The sequence below is a fragment of the Orenia sp. genome (assembly GCF_055140805.1).
Map to the genome: position 1 here is coordinate 13018 of NZ_JBSQYM010000004.1, position 17059 is coordinate 30076.

At 32.6% G+C, this 17059-nt stretch carries 19 protein-coding genes; all 19 read right to left on the bottom strand.

Features of this window, described 5'->3' with window-relative positions; genetic code table 11:
- Positions 1 to 343: 343 nt before the first annotated feature.
- Entirely contained in the window at positions 344 to 931 is a 588-nt protein-coding gene (locus tag ACTCDL_RS00800; protein ID WP_463173316.1) for a hypothetical protein, read from the bottom strand.
- 1008 nt (positions 932 to 1939) lie between these two features.
- On the bottom strand, positions 1940 to 2521 hold the full coding sequence (locus ACTCDL_RS00805; protein WP_463173317.1) for a hypothetical protein: 582 nt from the start codon (positions 2519 to 2521) through the stop codon (positions 1940 to 1942).
- A 45-nt stretch (positions 2522 to 2566) separates the two neighbouring features.
- Entirely contained in the window at positions 2567 to 3133 is a 567-nt protein-coding gene (locus ACTCDL_RS00810; RefSeq protein WP_463173318.1) for a DUF6470 family protein, read from the bottom strand.
- A 96-nt stretch (positions 3134 to 3229) separates the two neighbouring features.
- Entirely contained in the window at positions 3230 to 3646 is a 417-nt protein-coding gene (fliS, locus tag ACTCDL_RS00815; protein WP_463173319.1) for a flagellar export chaperone FliS, read from the bottom strand.
- Positions 3647 to 3737: 91 nt separating this feature from the next.
- Positions 3738 to 3920, bottom strand: a complete 183-nt coding sequence (locus ACTCDL_RS00820) for a putative motility protein (RefSeq protein ID WP_463173320.1) — start codon at positions 3918 to 3920, stop codon at positions 3738 to 3740.
- Positions 3921 to 4039: 119 nt separating this feature from the next.
- Positions 4040 to 4513, bottom strand: a complete 474-nt coding sequence (gene flgN / locus ACTCDL_RS00825) for a flagellar export chaperone FlgN (RefSeq protein ID WP_463173321.1) — start codon at positions 4511 to 4513, stop codon at positions 4040 to 4042.
- A 138-nt stretch (positions 4514 to 4651) separates the two neighbouring features.
- Complete coding sequence (gene fliD, locus ACTCDL_RS00830) at positions 4652 to 6514, bottom strand: flagellar filament capping protein FliD (protein ID WP_463173322.1); 1863 nt, start codon at positions 6512 to 6514, stop codon at positions 4652 to 4654.
- 94 nt (positions 6515 to 6608) lie between these two features.
- A complete protein-coding gene (locus ACTCDL_RS00835) occupies positions 6609 to 6971 on the bottom strand; it encodes a flagellar protein FlaG (RefSeq protein WP_463173323.1) in 363 nt (120 codons plus the stop codon).
- A gap of 295 nt (positions 6972 to 7266) precedes the next feature.
- Complete coding sequence (locus tag ACTCDL_RS00840; RefSeq protein WP_463173324.1) at positions 7267 to 8919, bottom strand: flagellin N-terminal helical domain-containing protein; 1653 nt, start codon at positions 8917 to 8919, stop codon at positions 7267 to 7269.
- Positions 8920 to 9546: 627 nt separating this feature from the next.
- The gene (csrA, locus tag ACTCDL_RS00845) at positions 9547 to 9798 is read right to left on the bottom strand and encodes a carbon storage regulator CsrA (protein ID WP_463173325.1); all 252 of its coding nucleotides are present in this window, start codon (positions 9796 to 9798) and stop codon (positions 9547 to 9549) included.
- A gap of 199 nt (positions 9799 to 9997) precedes the next feature.
- The gene (locus tag ACTCDL_RS00850) at positions 9998 to 10348 is read right to left on the bottom strand and encodes a four helix bundle protein (protein WP_463173326.1); all 351 of its coding nucleotides are present in this window, start codon (positions 10346 to 10348) and stop codon (positions 9998 to 10000) included.
- Positions 10349 to 10510: 162 nt separating this feature from the next.
- Positions 10511 to 10966, bottom strand: a complete 456-nt coding sequence (fliW, locus tag ACTCDL_RS00855) for a flagellar assembly protein FliW (protein WP_463173327.1) — start codon at positions 10964 to 10966, stop codon at positions 10511 to 10513.
- A gap of 92 nt (positions 10967 to 11058) precedes the next feature.
- Positions 11059 to 11928 (bottom strand): flagellar hook-associated protein FlgL, encoded by an 870-nt coding sequence (gene flgL / locus ACTCDL_RS00860; RefSeq protein ID WP_463173328.1) that lies wholly within the window; start codon positions 11926 to 11928, stop codon positions 11059 to 11061.
- A 135-nt stretch (positions 11929 to 12063) separates the two neighbouring features.
- A complete protein-coding gene (gene flgK, locus ACTCDL_RS00865; RefSeq protein ID WP_463173329.1) occupies positions 12064 to 14400 on the bottom strand; it encodes a flagellar hook-associated protein FlgK in 2337 nt (778 codons plus the stop codon).
- A gap of 84 nt (positions 14401 to 14484) precedes the next feature.
- Complete coding sequence (locus ACTCDL_RS00870) at positions 14485 to 14952, bottom strand: flagellar protein FlgN (protein ID WP_463173330.1); 468 nt, start codon at positions 14950 to 14952, stop codon at positions 14485 to 14487.
- A gap of 14 nt (positions 14953 to 14966) precedes the next feature.
- Entirely contained in the window at positions 14967 to 15251 is a 285-nt protein-coding gene (flgM, locus tag ACTCDL_RS00875; protein ID WP_463173331.1) for a flagellar biosynthesis anti-sigma factor FlgM, read from the bottom strand.
- 250 nt (positions 15252 to 15501) lie between these two features.
- Positions 15502 to 15915 carry a flagellar protein gene (locus ACTCDL_RS00880; RefSeq protein ID WP_463173332.1) on the bottom strand — a complete coding sequence of 138 codons (414 nt, stop codon included), beginning with the start codon at positions 15913 to 15915 and terminating at the stop codon, positions 15502 to 15504.
- Between the two features lie 103 nt (positions 15916 to 16018).
- Positions 16019 to 16240, bottom strand: coding sequence for a hypothetical protein (locus ACTCDL_RS00885; protein ID WP_463173333.1), 222 nt, complete (start codon positions 16238 to 16240; stop codon positions 16019 to 16021).
- A gap of 51 nt (positions 16241 to 16291) precedes the next feature.
- Positions 16292 to 17047: a ComF family protein gene (locus tag ACTCDL_RS00890; RefSeq protein ID WP_463173334.1), complete on the bottom strand. Its 756-nt coding sequence runs from the start codon at positions 17045 to 17047 to the stop codon at positions 16292 to 16294.
- Positions 17048 to 17059: the final 12 nt, after the last annotated feature.

The following is a 17059-nucleotide window of genomic DNA, read 5'->3' on the forward strand; positions in this document are numbered from 1 at the left end:
AAAAAAAGAGCACTCCTGTGAGTACTCTATCATAGGTATTTGCTTAGCTGACCTGGTTTTTGACCCCACACTCGCCCACTGGAAGTCTCGCAAATTAAGATCAAATTCACTACCCCTTCTCTCTAGTAGAATTACCTTATGTAATAATCTAGGTAGGACTCACCGTTGCATAAAATCTATAAAAACCTACTAAAAACTTAATAGAATCCATAAACTTCATTTTAATTCCCTGTTCAACGAGTCCTATTTCGCTATAAAGCTAATCTAGTTTGATATAACTCTCCAAGGGCTTACCTACGAGTTTTATTAAAAACTCTTCGTGATGAATCCATTCGGATACAACTTATAAGTCATTAAATTCATAAATCTTTTTTACAAGTTGGAAAAAATCTTCTTCTGAATGATTCAATTTCATAATATTTACATCAATCGTAGTCCATTGAATATTATTAACATCATCATATAAATGAGTGTGTGTTGATAAGGGTTTGATATGGTCTGCACTTGCATTCAAACCAAGTATTAACTTATCTCCAGTATAAGCACATTTGTAATCTTGCTTTTCTAACTTATTCTTCAGCAATTTATATTTACTAACTGTGCCAAACAATCTTTTTGAAATATATTTTAAATAATGTTTTTCACAGTATACTGAATTAGATAGTTTTGGTTCTTTGCAATGCTGACACAGTCCCTTTTCATTTTGCAATTTTCTAAATTCTTTAATGTATTGATTTTTTACTGCTTTTTCTTCTGCTGTCAAATTTGAATATCTTTTTTTATTTCTATAAGAAACACATTTTTTACACTCTAATGCATACCCATTTCTTTTAGTTTTATTTCTATGAAAGTTATCTGATGATAATTTATATTTCTTTCTGCATTTATTACAAACCCTATACAATACTCCATTATCATTTATATCATTCATAAAATCACTCCTTACAAAACCATTATAACACAGTTGCACCACTCTTACAGCACTTCACTTATTTGAATGTGTATAATAAGTCTAGGACGTGATACTAATGCCTATCAATACAGACGTGAATACTATATTTAATCTTACTATTCCTAAAGGTTTGAAAACTAAGTTAGAAATTTTAGCAAAAGAAGATAATAGAAGCACTACTAATTTAATAATGACTATTTTAATCGATTTTATCATTCTTATCACCTTACTTTTTGCATTTATCATGTCACTTTGAGGTAATTTTTATTGATAAAAAGACTAATTTTATTTATAGATTCTATTAAGTTTTCAAGGTTCAATTATAGATTCTATGCTTATTCACATATATTCGCTAGATATATGCAGTTTTCTAAGAAACTTCTTATGCTTTCACATAAGCGTAGACTATATCATCACCTCTTAATAGGTGTCCTCCACTTCCACTACCAATCGCTTGTAGTGTACTCCCTTTTGGGATAGTCGTTGAAGTTTCTCCTCTTCGGAGCTTACCTGCTGATTGTCTATTATTACAGCACTTAGGATTTAACCTTATGCCATCTAGTTAATTTTTTCTACTTTCGTGACCATCACACTTACCCTTATTTCATGGTTATGTTGTGGTTTAACTAGCTTTAAGAGTTTCCAGCAATTCAAAGGATTTTGGATAAATTGAATACTTATCTCTCTATACTCTTTAGGAACATAGGAGGTTTAGTTACCTCTAAGCCGCACCATGATCAGTAGCTATTAGTTTTGTGCTACCTTACGTGGATCGTTTTGCCTGCGACTGGCATCGATTTTCAACCACAGACCTAAGTAAATACAGAATTAATTATATATTGTTTTAGGTTAAAATACAAGAAAATTTAATAATCTTTGTATAATAACAATATCATATATATTTATAGAATTTCTAATCTATATAAAATTAACGGCTTCTAATTTTCAAATTTGATTAATATATTCCTGTATAAAAGAAAATTATTATTACTTTATATCTAACAGCTTATTATTAATATCTATAAAATCGTCTATATAATTTATAACTTTATGCTCAATAATATTAGTAAAAGATTCTATATCATTTTTTTGATAGCTAATCATTAACTTGCTAATTATATTATTTAAATTCCTTAATTTTTCTTCTACCTGCTTTCTTAAATTCTCATAATCAATTAAAATTAGTATTTTATCTAATGCTAAAGTATACCATTCTATCCCTTCCAAGCAGAGTTGATATTTATAATTTCCTTCTTCTATCTTTTCTTGACAGAACAAGTTAGCTACATCAATAAGCCCCTGCTTAAGCTTAGGTAAATATTCTTTCGCTTCTAATAAAGTTTCATCAATCAATTCATCAATGTTTTTGGTAATAATTTCTATCTTTTCAACCTTAGCTAAATCAATTTTATTATTTTGAAAATAGTTTATATTAACTTCTACATTATCTAGATGTATGGTCTCAATAAACTGATTATCTAAATCTTTTATAATAACATTTAATATTTCTTCTTTCTCTAATTCTTTATAGTCTCTATTAGATAATTCTCCATTAATATAAATTTGCATATAAATCCTCCATTTATTAAATTATTATAATTATGAAATTGCTTTCTATCCTGAAATATCTACTTGATCACCTTTTAAAGATATTTCGATGTTATTATATTGAGCCATACTTACCTTGACTTCGCCTCGATTAAATTTATACTGAGGTGGATTTATTTTAGAATTAATAATAGGCTTCTGAGGTGTATATTTAATATCTAATTTAGGTGGTATAACATTAAATTTGGGCCCTCTAATATATTTTATAGTTAACTCTCCTTCTTTGGGAGTAGCATTCTCTACTGATGTATCTATAATAGGGTCTCCTTTATCTTCAATTCTCATAAAACGATTACCTTGACTAACATACCTACCTATTGCTTTCATAACTTCTTCTTTGCCACGTTTAGCATTATCAGCAGCAAAATCAGCTATATTTTTAAAACCCAAATCATGCCATAAGGGATAATTATCAATCTCTACTTTGACATTCTCTTGCTTAATCTCTAACTTACCTCTAGGCTGTTTTATTTCTAAATCAGCTTGTGACTGTTCAATTTCCACAGAAGCATCTTTAATATCCATTTTAATCTTAGCATACTGCTGTCTGATTTGAATTTGAGGAATTCTCATTTTTCCTCACCTGCCTTTTTTATGTGTCAGTGTCAGTGTCTATGTCAGTGAGCATTCTTTGCTTGTCACCCGTCGCTCATCACTAATTACTGATCACTATCCTTGAATACTAACTGCTTCTTTCTGATTATTCTTTTTACTTTGCTTATTTATAATCTGTTTCCAAGCATCTAATAATTCAATCATTAATTCTTCAACCACTTCAATTTGAGTAGTATCTTTTTTAATATTTGCTTGTATTAGTTGATAGCTCATAAACTCATATAGATTATCAAGATTTTCAGCTATCTGTCCACCTTTCTCTTTATCTAAAGTAACTTTCAATTCATTAACAATAGCCTGTGCACGAGTTAAATTATTATTGGCTCCTTCAATATCTTTTTCTTCAATACTCTTTTTGGCTAATTTCAAGAATTTAATACAACCTTGATAAAGCATAATAATTAGCTTCCCTTGATCAGCAGTTTGAACTTGAACATTTTGATACTTTTGATATGGATTTTGTGCAGCCATTTTAAATGCCCCCTTTTAGTTATTAGGAATCAGGAATCTGGAGTCAGTAACCAGTAGTTAAATAACCAATTATGACCCCAAGGAAACCTTTTTATCCTTTAATATCTAAATTATTTCCTTTGTAAGGATGAGAAACTTTATTAGCATCTTTCATACTTTTCATTAGATTATCTACACTCTGTGCATCTTGATTCATTGCTTTTTGCATATTAGAAATGTTAATAGCCTGCTTTAAGCTAGCTAAATTCTGTTGAATTCCTGCACTAATATTCATTGATAATCACTTCCTTTCAGTTTGTAGTTATCAGGAATATGGAATCGGGAATCAGCCAAAATAAATCTATACTATATTAAATCGCTGATTACAGAAAACTGGTTCCTGATTCCTGTAATCTAATTCTTCTTATCTACAAAATATCCACTGGTCTGAGTTGCTCCTTGATAATATTTTGCCCTTGTCTTCTTACCTGTTCTGACCCGTCTTAGTTCTGCTTTAACCTCTGCAAATTTATTCTCCATTAAGCTCTTATTATCTCTTTCTAGCTGATGGGTCTTTATTATCTTATTCTCAAGTTCTTCTTTTAGATTTTGATATTCTAGAAATAAATTCTTAGGTATATTTAGTTCCCCAATTTGATTAACTGAACTTATATTTTTAATGAAGTTTAGATTATTATCTATCTTTTCATCCAATTCTTCTATCTTTTGAAAGATGAGAGATTTTTTATCCATTAATTTATTTAACTTATCAACCTTCTCTTTGTTGATCATCTTTGTCTGTTGCTGAGTTAATTCGAAATATTGATCAATCAATTGCAGCTTATCTTTCAGCAAATTTATTAAAATGTTAACTTTATTTTCAATCATTTGTAATTCTCCTTTGATAAGTGGTGACAGTGTGAGTGTCAGTGTGAGTGTCAGTGTGAGTGTCTGTGTCTGTGTCTGTAAGTTCAAGTCCATAAATACTTGTAAATTATCACTCGTTACTGATCACTCGTCACTGCACTATAGTTGTGATTGAAATTGCATGAATTCATCATTCATCCGTTGTAGAGCGCTTTCCATTTGAGCAAACATATTATAATAATTATCTTCTTTCCTTGAAATATCATCTAATAAATCATCTATTCTATCATCATAGTCGTTCATCTTCTCAGTTAGGCTATTTCTAAATTCTGTAATATCGCCTTCAATTCCTGCTTTCTCTATTAAGGCACCTTTTCTACCATTACTATCTCTAGTAACTCTAATATTATCCTGGATGATATCATAAAGTCTATGGGATAACCCCTTAGTCTCATAAGTATCTCCATCTTGAGTAAAGAGATCAGCTACTTTTTGAGGATCATCTTCAATAGCTGTTGTGAGCTTATCTTCATCAACTACTAGCTTTCCACCATCACGATAGTTAGTACTGGTAGTAATACCTAAATCTGATAAGTGAAGTCCTGCTCCTTCTACTTGCTCATAAAGAGAGCTTCTCATATTAGTAACCATTCTTTCTAAGATATCATCATTTCTTAGAATACCACTTTTGGCACGCTCTTCCCACATCTCAACCTCTTTATCGGACATTGCTTCCTTTTCATCATCACTTAGTGGTTGATAATCTCTATATCTCTTCTCTCCTAGCTCATCATTAATCTTACCGATCATCTCATTGTATTTATCTACAAACCCTTTAATATCTTCAACTAACCCTTCAGTATCGGATTCTACAGTAAAATCTATAGTTCCACCATAATCATTTTTGAGCTTAATATTAACTCCATTTACTTCAAAATTATTGCTAGGTCGTGTTACAGTTTTGTCACCGCTACCATCATTATAGGTTAAAGTAGCGTCTTCTCCTGTTGCTGTCTGATCGATTCCTAATGCCGCCATTAAATTGCCTGTATTATCAGTAATTTCTAGATTAGTAGTTGCTCCAGTAGCCTCAGTCTCTACTATCATCTGATCACTTAACTCATCATATCGCATCTTAACCCCAGCATCAGAAGCATTAACCTCTTTGATGATATCATTTAGACTAGTTTCTGTAGAACTAAATTTGAAATTTTGACCATTGATATCAAAGTCAATATCATTAGTAGTTCCACCAAGGTTAGAATCAATAGTAAAGTTAGATTCAATATCTGATAGATTAGCTTCTAAATCTATCTTGTTAGATTTATTAACACCATCAGCAAAACCTAGAGTTGCTAATGCACTATCAGCTATCGGCTCACTAAGGGATAAATCATTAGTTGAGGCATCAAATTTAATCTGACCAGAATTTTCTGTAACAGTTACCTTACCTGCTCCAAAGACTTCTGCTATTTTAGTTTGAATGTCTGTTGCCAAATCTGATAATGTATTATCTGTTGTACCATCATAGTTCTTAGAATCTAAGGTTATCTCTTTAGTTATACCATTCAACGTAAGAGCAAATTTATTATTACTCGCAGTAATATCAACTGGAGTGGTCAAGGCATCACCTATAACATCAGTAATACTACTAGCACTAGTAACCTTAGCTGCTTTAGCTGTAGTAATATTACTAATAGTGTAATTAGTCTGTACTGTGTCTACATTAGAACTTATCTCAACATAGTTAGAGTCTATAGTACTACCATAACTAACCTTACTACTATTAAAAGTAGAAGCTGACCTCATATTAGTATCAGAGTTTAAAAAATCAAAATACTCATCCTTAAAAGCTCTAATGGTATTACTCATATCCCGATAAGCTTCCTGCTGCCATTCAGTATAGGTTCTTTCCTGTTCCACCTTGTCGACCTTGGTCTGCTCTAAATTAACTAACTTCTCCACTAAAGCATCGGTATCCATACCTGAGACCATACCTGTGATTCTTGTCATATCTGACATCTGTATCCACCTCCGTTTTCTGGAATCTGTATACTATTTTCTGGAATCAGAAATTTATATTACTGGTTCCTGATTCCCGACTCCTTATTCCTAACTAGGCTTTCTCATCCACCAAAATCCCTGCCATCTCCAACATATTAGCTACCATATCCAACATTTTCTCCGATGGAATCTCTTTGATGACTTCATCAGTCTTACTATCTATTACCTTGACTACTACATCTTTAGTCTTTTCATGAATAGAGAACTGCAACTCAGTATTATGAAATTGAACCTTCTCATTAGCATCCTCTACCATTTTGATTAACTCATCTTCATTTAGTTTATTTTTTGTTTCATCAGGAGTGCTTTCTTGCTTTTGGGAAGTTTCTACTGCTTTTTCAGAAACGGCAGCTGTGTTTTCCGTATTTGCTTGACTTTTCATAACTGGTGTATTGGATACTCCGTTTATCTCCATTTGGTTCACCTCCGTTTTTCTGGAATCAGGAATATGTTACCTGGAGTCTGTAATCTGGGACCTGTTGTCAGCAATCTGTTTTTACCGATTCCTGATTCCTAATTCCTTGTTCCTGATTCCTTGTTCCTGATTCCTTGTTCCTGATTCCTTGTTCCTGATTCCTAACCCCCTACTCAAAATAAAAAGAAAGCCAGAGAGATACCCTCCCTGACTCCCTGTAAAGTCACTCTATCAAATTAATAATACAGATTCCAGTTTCCTGATTCCTGTACCCTGACTCCTAATCACTAAATTACTATCTTAATAATTGAAGTACTCCTTGTGGTTGTTGGTTAGCTTGAGCTAACATACTTTGAGCTGCTTGAGAAAGAATATTATTCTTAGTGAATTCCATCATTTCTTTCGCCATATCAACGTCTCTGATTCGACTTTCAGCAGCTGTTAAGTTTTCACTAGATGTACTTAAGTTATTGATTGTGTGTTCTAATCTGTTTTGGAATGCACCCAAGTCAGCCCTTTGTGCTGATACTTTTTCTACAGCTTTATTAATTGTTGTAATTGCATTTTGTGCATTATCACTTGTAGTTACATCAATTCCTTTAATTCCTAAAGCTTCTGCACCCATATCATCAATACTAACCTCCATAGTTTGACCTTCATTAGCTCCGATTTGGAAGCTTGCTGAATTATCAATAGTAGTAGTTGTTGTTGTTGTTGTTGTTTGTGTATCAAAATTCATCTCAAGATCTAGATTAGATGTATTATTAACTGTATAATCAAAGCTAATACCATGAGCATCATAAGAAATATCACCTGATGCTGCTTTTCCCGTAAGTTCTTCTGTTGCAAGTGCATTTCCATCACTATCTAAAAGTTCTACTTTAAGACTACCCGCACCTGCTTGTTCTAATGTTGTTCCTGTAATCTTAATTCCCTCAACACCATCGATAAAATTAGCATCTGTCGAGTCAACAGTAATACCTGTTCCACTGAATTCTCCCAGGTTAGTTCCTCCAGCTAGAGTTTGTGAATAATCTGATACAGTACCTACAGTTGCTGCTGTTAGATCTTCATCACCACCACCATCAACATCATACTCAGTTAAATCTATATCTAATTTTGCTCCATCATTCATTTTGTCAAATTCATCTTGTGATATTTCAAATGTAACACCATTTGCATCATAAACATATTTACCATTTGTTTCATCATATGCCATTTTATCATTATTAATACTTAATACATCTCCATCAGTATCAGTCGCAGTTATATCAACTAAAATATCATTACCTGAACGCTCAATACTTAAAGTATTAGTTTTAGTACTATCTATATTCCATGAAAAAGGATTTGAGGCATCTACAGTACTAGCAGCAAATGCAATTTGATTATCATTTCCAGAACCATCGCTGATAACAGGTTTTTCGCCATCTTGGTTGGTCCATGTTGTTCCTACAGCAAAGTTTGGTACATAATCATCGCTTTTTGCAGTAGTTTTTGTTACCTCAGTTCCACTTTCAACTTTAGCCATATCTCCATTTAATAAATTCTTAGTATTGAATTCAGTAGTATCAGCAATTCTATCAATCTCTGAAGATAACTGGTCTATCTCATTCTGGATAGCTTCTCTATCGACGTCAACATTAGTATCATTTGAGGCTTGAACTGAAAGTTCTCTCATTCTTTGAAGAATACTTTGAGTTTCATTTAAAGCACCTTCAGCAGTTTGGATTAGAGAGATACCATCTTGAGCATTTCTTTGTGCTTGGTCTAAACCTCTGATTTGCCCTCTCATCTTTTCAGAGATAGCAAGACCAGCTGCATCATCTCCAGCTTTGTTGATTCTAAGTCCTGAGCTTAACTTCTCTAATGAATTACTTGTATTTGCTTTGTTGGCACTTAATTGATTGTAAGTATTTAATGCCATAAGATTGTGATTAATTCTCATATTTATCATCCTCCTTGAGTTTTTGTGATTTTCAACATCCGTGTTGAAAACTGTTGTCTGGAATCTGGATTCTGGAATCTGTGTTTTTCAGTTATCTGGAATCTGTAGTGCTGTTATCAGGAATATGTTGTCTGGAATCTGTTTTTACTGATTCCTGATTCCTTGTTCCCGATTCCTATTTTACCGATTCCCGACTCCTGTATCCCGATTCCCGATTACTAATTTAAGTTAGTAACCATCAATAGCTTAGATAAACTCTAAAATATTGAAAGATACTAGCTCTAACTGGAATATGGAATCTGTTTTCTAAAGTCTGTTATCTGGAATCTGTTGTCTGGAATCTGTTTTTACTGATTACCGACCCCTTGTTCCCGATTCCTATTTTACTTATTCCTGATTACTTAATACTATTATCGTCACAGCATTAAATATCTTAACTATGATTTATCTCATTATTAGCTGATTTATATCGATTAAATTGATTTATCTAGCTTTTTCTTTAGTTAATCCTTCAATTAATCCTTTTTTCTATTATTTAGAATCTGTTTTTCAGTTTTCTGGAATCTGTTGTCTGGTATCTGTTGTCTGGAATCTGTTTTTCCTGATTCCTGATTCCCGATACCTATTTTACCGATTCCCGACTCCTGTATCTTGATTCCTTACAGCCTTCAACAGTTCCCCTAAACTTCCAATTTTCTGCTTAGCTGCTTCCTTATTAGAATTTTCTATTTCTTGATAGACTTCTTTACGATGAATCTCTATCTCTTTAGGAGCATCAATTCCAATCCGCACCTGTCCTCCTGATGACTCTACTATTGTAATTTCGATATTATCGTTGATTATGATGCTTTCATCTTTTTTACGAGTTAATACGAGCATAGTGCAAAACCTCCTATTCTGGAATTTGTAATGCTGTTATCTGGAAGCTGTATAGTACACACAGTTATCTGGAATCTGTATAGTATACACAGTTATCTGGAACCTGTTGTCTGGAATCTGTGTTTATTGATCCCTGACTTCCGATTCCTGATTCCTGATTCCTGATTCCTGATTACTAATTCCCGACTCCTGATTCCTATCACCCAATCGCCTTTAACAGTCCAGTTAACATTTTGCTTATTGTTTCTATTCTAAATTTGAAATTCAAGTATTCATCTTTGGCTATGTATCCCAAATCTTTTGATAATAAGAGATGATATTTTAATTCACCAACTGAACCTCTAGCTATTCCAATAAAACGTTTATAATCTGGATTAGTTCTCCTGTGGCTTCCTTCCATTAAATTAGCATTAATAGAAGAACTAGCTCTTCTAATCTGTGAAACGAGACAAAATTTTTCATCTTTAGGAAAAGTGGAAGTTGCTCTGTATAAATCAATTGTTAAATTATGAGATTTTTTAAATACATTTAAATCTTCAACACACTTCATAATATGTTTAACCCCTTAATAAATTATATTATTGGGTTATTATACCATTAAGTGATTAAATATATACTTAAAAAATGCTGCTATCTGGATATAGCTATATGGAACCTGTTGTCTGGAATCTGTGTTTTCCTGATTCCTGATTCCTTTGTTCCTAATTCTTTTCTATACCGATTCCCGATTCCTGACTCCAGATTCCTTCTCTCCAAACAGTCTATACTTAATCGGATATTCTTCACTATCAAGAATGATCTGCTTAGCCAAATATGTCCCCTTATTAACAATAACAGGAGCTTTTAAGTTCATAGTCATCTCACGAGGATTTTCTGGCACTACTACAATGTTGAGTACTAATATATCTTTTTCTGATTCAACCTCTAATTCTGACTTTACTTCTTCACTTAAATCAAATTCATAATCTTTGCAGAAAGCCCATGGTTCTATCACTATAAAAGCTAAATCAGGATTGGTGATAGATTGTAACCAACAAAAATCCGTCTCTTCATCAGATAATAACACAAATTGATGTTCATCTCTAAAGCCATACAAACCTTGTTTAAAAGTTATTATTTCATTTTCAGCTACTTCTATCTCACCAAAACGAGTTGTTTCTAGTTTCACATTATCAACTCCTTTCATTTTTAGAAATCTGGAATCTGTCATCTCGAACCTGTTTTTCTGATTCCTAATTACAGATTCCTGACTCCTAATCTCTACTTAACAAAATCCACCAAACTCGGCTGAATAATTCTACCACCTGAAGATAAAGCAGCACGATAGACATTCTCACTCATCTGTAGATTCATAATAGTTTCAGCTATATCTACATCTTCATTTTGGGATAATAGCTTAGTAAATTTAATTTTATCACTATCTAGACGTTTTTTAGTCATTTCAAAACGTTTCTGCTTAGCTCCAGTCTCTGACCTCAACCTCAATAGAGTATCTATTTCTTGATCTAATTCTCCTATATCTGTATTAGAAATCGCCTCAGTATCTCCAGTAGTTAAGTTATCAGCTAACTCTCCCATTTCTGCTAATAAGCCTTCAAAATAAGAACCATCCATATTGATTGTTACCTCAGTTCCCATACTAATCTCTCGTTTTATCTTACCACTATCACCTTTGTACTCAGAATCAGAAGTTGGATAAGGTGCTTGTAAGGTTTTATTTCCTGAAAAGACAAAACGACCTCCATATTTAGTATTAGCTAATTCAGTGATATTCTCTCTTAGTTCCTTCACTTCATCAGCAATAGCCTGGCGATCAGTATCACTCAAGGAACCACTAGCTCCATAAACAGCCAATTCTCTAGTTCTCTGTACCACATCAGTAACCTGACTTAATGCCTCCTCAGTAACCCCTAGCCAAGTGATTCCCTCATCTACATTCTTAATATATTGTTCCTGATTAGAAAGAGTAGTATTTAACCCCATACTCCTAATTGCTCCAGTAGGATCATCAGAGGGAACATCAAACTTCTTCCCAGTTGATAATTGGCGATTATATTCATTTAAGCGTTCCATATTATTCTGTAAGTTAGTCATTAAACCACTAACCATCATTCCATTGGTTATTCTCATTTTAAACCTCCTCTTTTTAAGTGTGAGTGAGTGTGTGTAGTGTGTATGAGTAAAATCAAGACCTTACTCACACTCATGACTCATACTATTTATTTCTTCACTCTTCCTCACACCCACACTTACCACTCCCACTAATTACCTCTTCAACCCATTAACCAAAGTCTCTAAAATTTCATCCATAGTAGATACAATCTTAGCAGCTGCACCATAAGCATGTTGATATTGTATCATTTTACCCATCTCTTCATCTAAGGAAACACCTGAGTATGAAGCTTGATCTTCACTTAACTGATTAGTTAAAGTCTCCTGATTCTTAACCATTCTCTCTGCTCTCTGACTTTCTACCCCTAAGCCCGCGATAACAGAGCTATAATATTCAGAGAATGTAGCAGTTTCATCTTTTTCAGGCAATAAATCAGTAGAACCTATCTGAGCTAATTCTAAAGCACTGTTACCATCTCCAGCATAATCATTTAAACTATCACCATCACTATCATAGGTCTTAGATGCAGCAGCTATATTTCTAAGATCATTCTTAATAGCATCAGTAATTGTAATATCTTTAGCACCAGTACCTGTAAAGAAATCTCTTCCAGCCCCTATTCCTTTCATTCCTAACAAGTCAATCACATCTGCTTCTCCATCTTCACTGGTATTAGCTAAGTCTATATTAGCACTTTCTTTTATACCCAATTTTTGTAAAAGGTTATCACCACTATTATAAGCTACCTCTACTGTATGTCTAACATCATTAGGAGTTATAACTAGCATATTATTATCATTTATACTAGCTATTAATAAATCATTATCTCCATCAAAGTTTATATCGAAATCCGTAACATTATTTATCTTATCTCTAACATCTTCAAGGGTATCAGTCTTCAAAACACTAATAGTAGTTGTAGTACCATCGATTGTAATATTAAAATCACCTTCGTATTCTAACTCTTTACTTTTATCCTCTACAGGTTTAGATACAGTAGATTTTCTACTTATTTCTAAGAGATTATTTTTTATACCTAATCCTTGTATGATATTATCACCAATATTATTATCTCCAGAAGATACTTCTACTCTATGTTGAGCATCCTTAGGAGTTATAACTAGCATATTATTATCATTTATACTAGCTATTAATAAATCATTAGCCCCATCACCATCTATATCGAAATCACCAGCATCATTTATCTTAGCTCTAATATCCTCAAGGGTATCAGTATTTACAACACTAATAGTAGATGTAGTCCCATTAATAGTAATATCAAAATTACCTTCATATCCTAATTCTACATCTTTATCATCAATAGAATTGGATTTGGATACTACTTTTGTAGCTAAGCCAGATTGAGTATTTATGCTAGAAGCGATGTCATTAAGACTATCACCACTATTGACAACAATAGGACCAATTTCACTTCCATTTAAAATCATCTTAAAAGAACCAGATTGATTATTTAGAGGATTATCAGGACTACTTTGAGGATCTGATATCATATTACTCATAATAGTATCCCCTAACCCATAACCTTCACGGTGCTGTTTGTTAAATTCTTCGATAAAATTAACAGCCACTTTATCTAATTCATTAATGTAATAGGGAATACCTGAATCTGAATTATCACGAGCATCTAATAACCCCTTCATCTCTCCTCCAGTAAATACGGCATCATTTCCATTCTTCCATTGTACCTTTAAGAAGTTATCATTATTATTATCTTCTATAGTCTCTAATTCAGTAACCCGGCTACCTCCAACTAATTGTTGACCACTAATACTAACTCTAACAGCTCCGATTTCATCTTCTTTTACTTTAATATTGGTAATTTTAGATAATTTCTGTAATAATAGATTCCTTTTATCCTCTAGATCATTAGCTTCTTGTCCAACAGCTCTAGCTTCGACTATCTGTGTATTTAAATCAGCAATTTGATTAGCATAAGAATTAATATCATTAACTTTAATCTCTACTCTACTATTAAGAGAGTTTTGATATTCACTTAGCTGACTATGAAGGTGATTAAAGGTATCAGTTACCGCTAAGGCTCTTTCTCTAACTGTTGCTCTAACAGCCTCACTTTCAGGATTATTATTCAAATCCTGTAATGAATTCCAATAATCATCTAACATATTACGAAGCCCATCTTCAGAAGGTTCATTAAAGATTAACTCTAACTCACTTAATGAATCCCTAGTCACCTCCCACATCCCTTGAGTAGTTGACTCTTCTCTCAATCTCATATCAGTAAAGTCATCTCTCATTCTTTGAATCTTAGAAATTTTAACTCCAGTACCAACTTGTCCAGCACCAACCCCATCAACATTAAGAGGGGAAGTCGCAGAAAGTATGACCTCTTGGCGACTATACCCCTCAGTATTAGCGTTAGCAATATTATGACCAACTACTTCTAAAGACTTTTTCTGTACTTGGACCGCTCGTTTTCCTATCTCTATTCCACTAAAGGTTGAACCCATTTTTATACCTCCCTTGTGTGTGAGTGTGTGTTATGTGTGGAAGCGAGTCCCACCTACACTCGCACTTAACACTAAATTACCTTCCTACGCTTTATGATTGATAAAAGATCGTTGTTTTTGTCGATCATAAGAATTGCCTTTTTTACCATAATTACCTTGACGAGTATTATTAGTTAAAAGATTAAGAGTCATATTGGTCAGTTGTAATGAATTATTAATTAAACTCCCATTAAGCTGATTGATAATTTTTAGTTCTTCAACCAAGTCACTAATCTTACTTTGTAATTCTTTTAATTTATGATTATAATTTCCATTTATAGGTTCAATTAAATCAGAAATCTTTCTATCTCCAACCAAATTTTGACGAACTTTCTCTAATTTAATAATCCCTTCTAAAATCTTATCTTCATGGTCGACAATCTTTTCTAAAGTTTCTATCTCTTCATTTATAATAACCTTTTGTTTTTTTTCACTCAATTCATACATCTTCTGATATAGCTGATACTCTTTATCTAAAATGTCTATTAGTTTTTCAACATTGATATCCTTCATAAAGAACACCCTTTCTAAACAAACTTATTGATAACTTGGTCCAACATCTTCTTAGCTATATCTTCGCCAGAGACATTATAATCTCCTTGTTTAATATCCCTTTTTAGCCTAGTAATTCTTTCCTCTCTCTCCTTAGAGGTAGCTTGTAATTTGCCTTTAAAATTCTGTAATTCTAAAGCCTCTTTTGATAAAGAAATTTGATCTCTTTTACGGGTCTTGTCTGTTTTCTTTTCATTTTTAACTTGATTATTATTGTAATTTTTCATGATTTGAGATATTCTATTTTGATTAATCTTCATTCAATCACCTACTTTCCTATAAGCTGAGATACCAATCAGAATTTTAAACTTAACCCTAAACTTAAAACTACTGCAATATTAAGATTAAATTTAGACTTAAACTTAAACTTTACACAATTAGTACTTATTTACTTTAAATTATCGATAAATTATGCTGTCAGTTTAATTCTCCTCTTACATAATAAAAAAGGGTTAAGGCAAATTAACCGACTATAGGTCAGTTTTTCTACCTTAACCCTCTAAATTCAGCCTATCTTCTTTTTTTGATTCTATCTCCTAAGAACATTTTATCATTATCCCTATCTCTTAAAGCTTGAGCCTTATCAGCATTTTTAACCTTCTCTATTCCAGATCTCAATTTATCACTACATGATTGGCAAAAACGCCCACTCTTGATAGGTGCTCCACAACGTTCACAATCTATAGTTATTTCAACACCATTTATTTGTAAAAATCTTCCCTCTTTTGCAAATTTCCTGATTATTTTTTCGTCTACTCCTGTTGCCTCATGGAGTTGTACGATAGTAGAGCCTGGATAATCCCATAAATAATCTTTTACAATTACAAATTGATCTTCTTCTTCTTGTAGACATTTAGGACATACCTTTGCACCAGCCACGGGAGCAAAGATCTTTTTACACCGTTTACACTTTTTTATTCCCATAATCTGACCTCCTTGAACGAAATTCTTTATATATATCTATAACTTCTTTAAATTTCGTCAAAATCCTCTTATGAGATTTGTTTTCATAGTGAATTCATAATAATCACAACCTTCTAAAGCGACCTTCCCTAACAAACTTTCTGATTATATTTTTAGAGATTCCAGTTGCTTGATGTATCTCATCTATTGTTGCTTTAGAATTATCCCAAAGATAATCCTTAACCTTAATATACTTCTTTTCTTCTTCGCGATAACATTTATCACATAATTCTCTGTTTTTTCTAATGAAGACCTTAGCACATTTTTTACAATTTTTTAATTCCATACTCCCACTCCCTTAAACCAATCTAAGGCAACCTAGTTATTAAATTTCGCCTTAGGAGTTAAAATCCCTTTTTAAACTCAAATCTCTGCCTGAAACTAAAGTAATTATCTTGATAGAATCAGCTCCATTATCTAACAAAATACGAGCTAACTCATCAACTGTTGCTCCAGTTGTGTAGATATCATCAACTAACAATATCCTTTTGCCACCAATATTTACACCCTCTTTAATCATAAACTTATTCTTTAAGTTCTTTAATCTTTCCTTTCTTGATAACTTACTCTGCTTAACAGTATCTTCACCTCTTATAAATAAACACTCTACACCAATCTTTAGATTCTCACCTATTCTTTTGGCTAATAGAAAAGCTTGATTAAACCCTCTTTCAGCTAAGCGGTTTGGATGAACTGGTACATAGGTTATAATATCAAAATCTTTTATATTATAGAACCTATTGGTATAGTTACTCATTAAATCCCCTAGAGGTCCTGCTAAAGTTCTATACTTACTATATTTAAATAGTTTAATATACTCTTTTAAACCACTATCATAAAGTCCTACTGACCTAGACTGATCAAAATAATGATTAGCATGCTGACAATCATAGCATAAATCTTGACTTGACAAGATCAACTTTCCACACTTTAAACAATAATCCTCTTTAATAAATTCTATCTTAGTAATACACTTTTCGCAAAGATTAATTTCACCATGACTAAACTCTCTGCCACAGACAGGGCAGTGTGGTAGTTCAGGAAAGATTAAATCTATTAATCCTTGATATAATTTAGCAAAGATAGCTTTCACTCCTTTTTACAA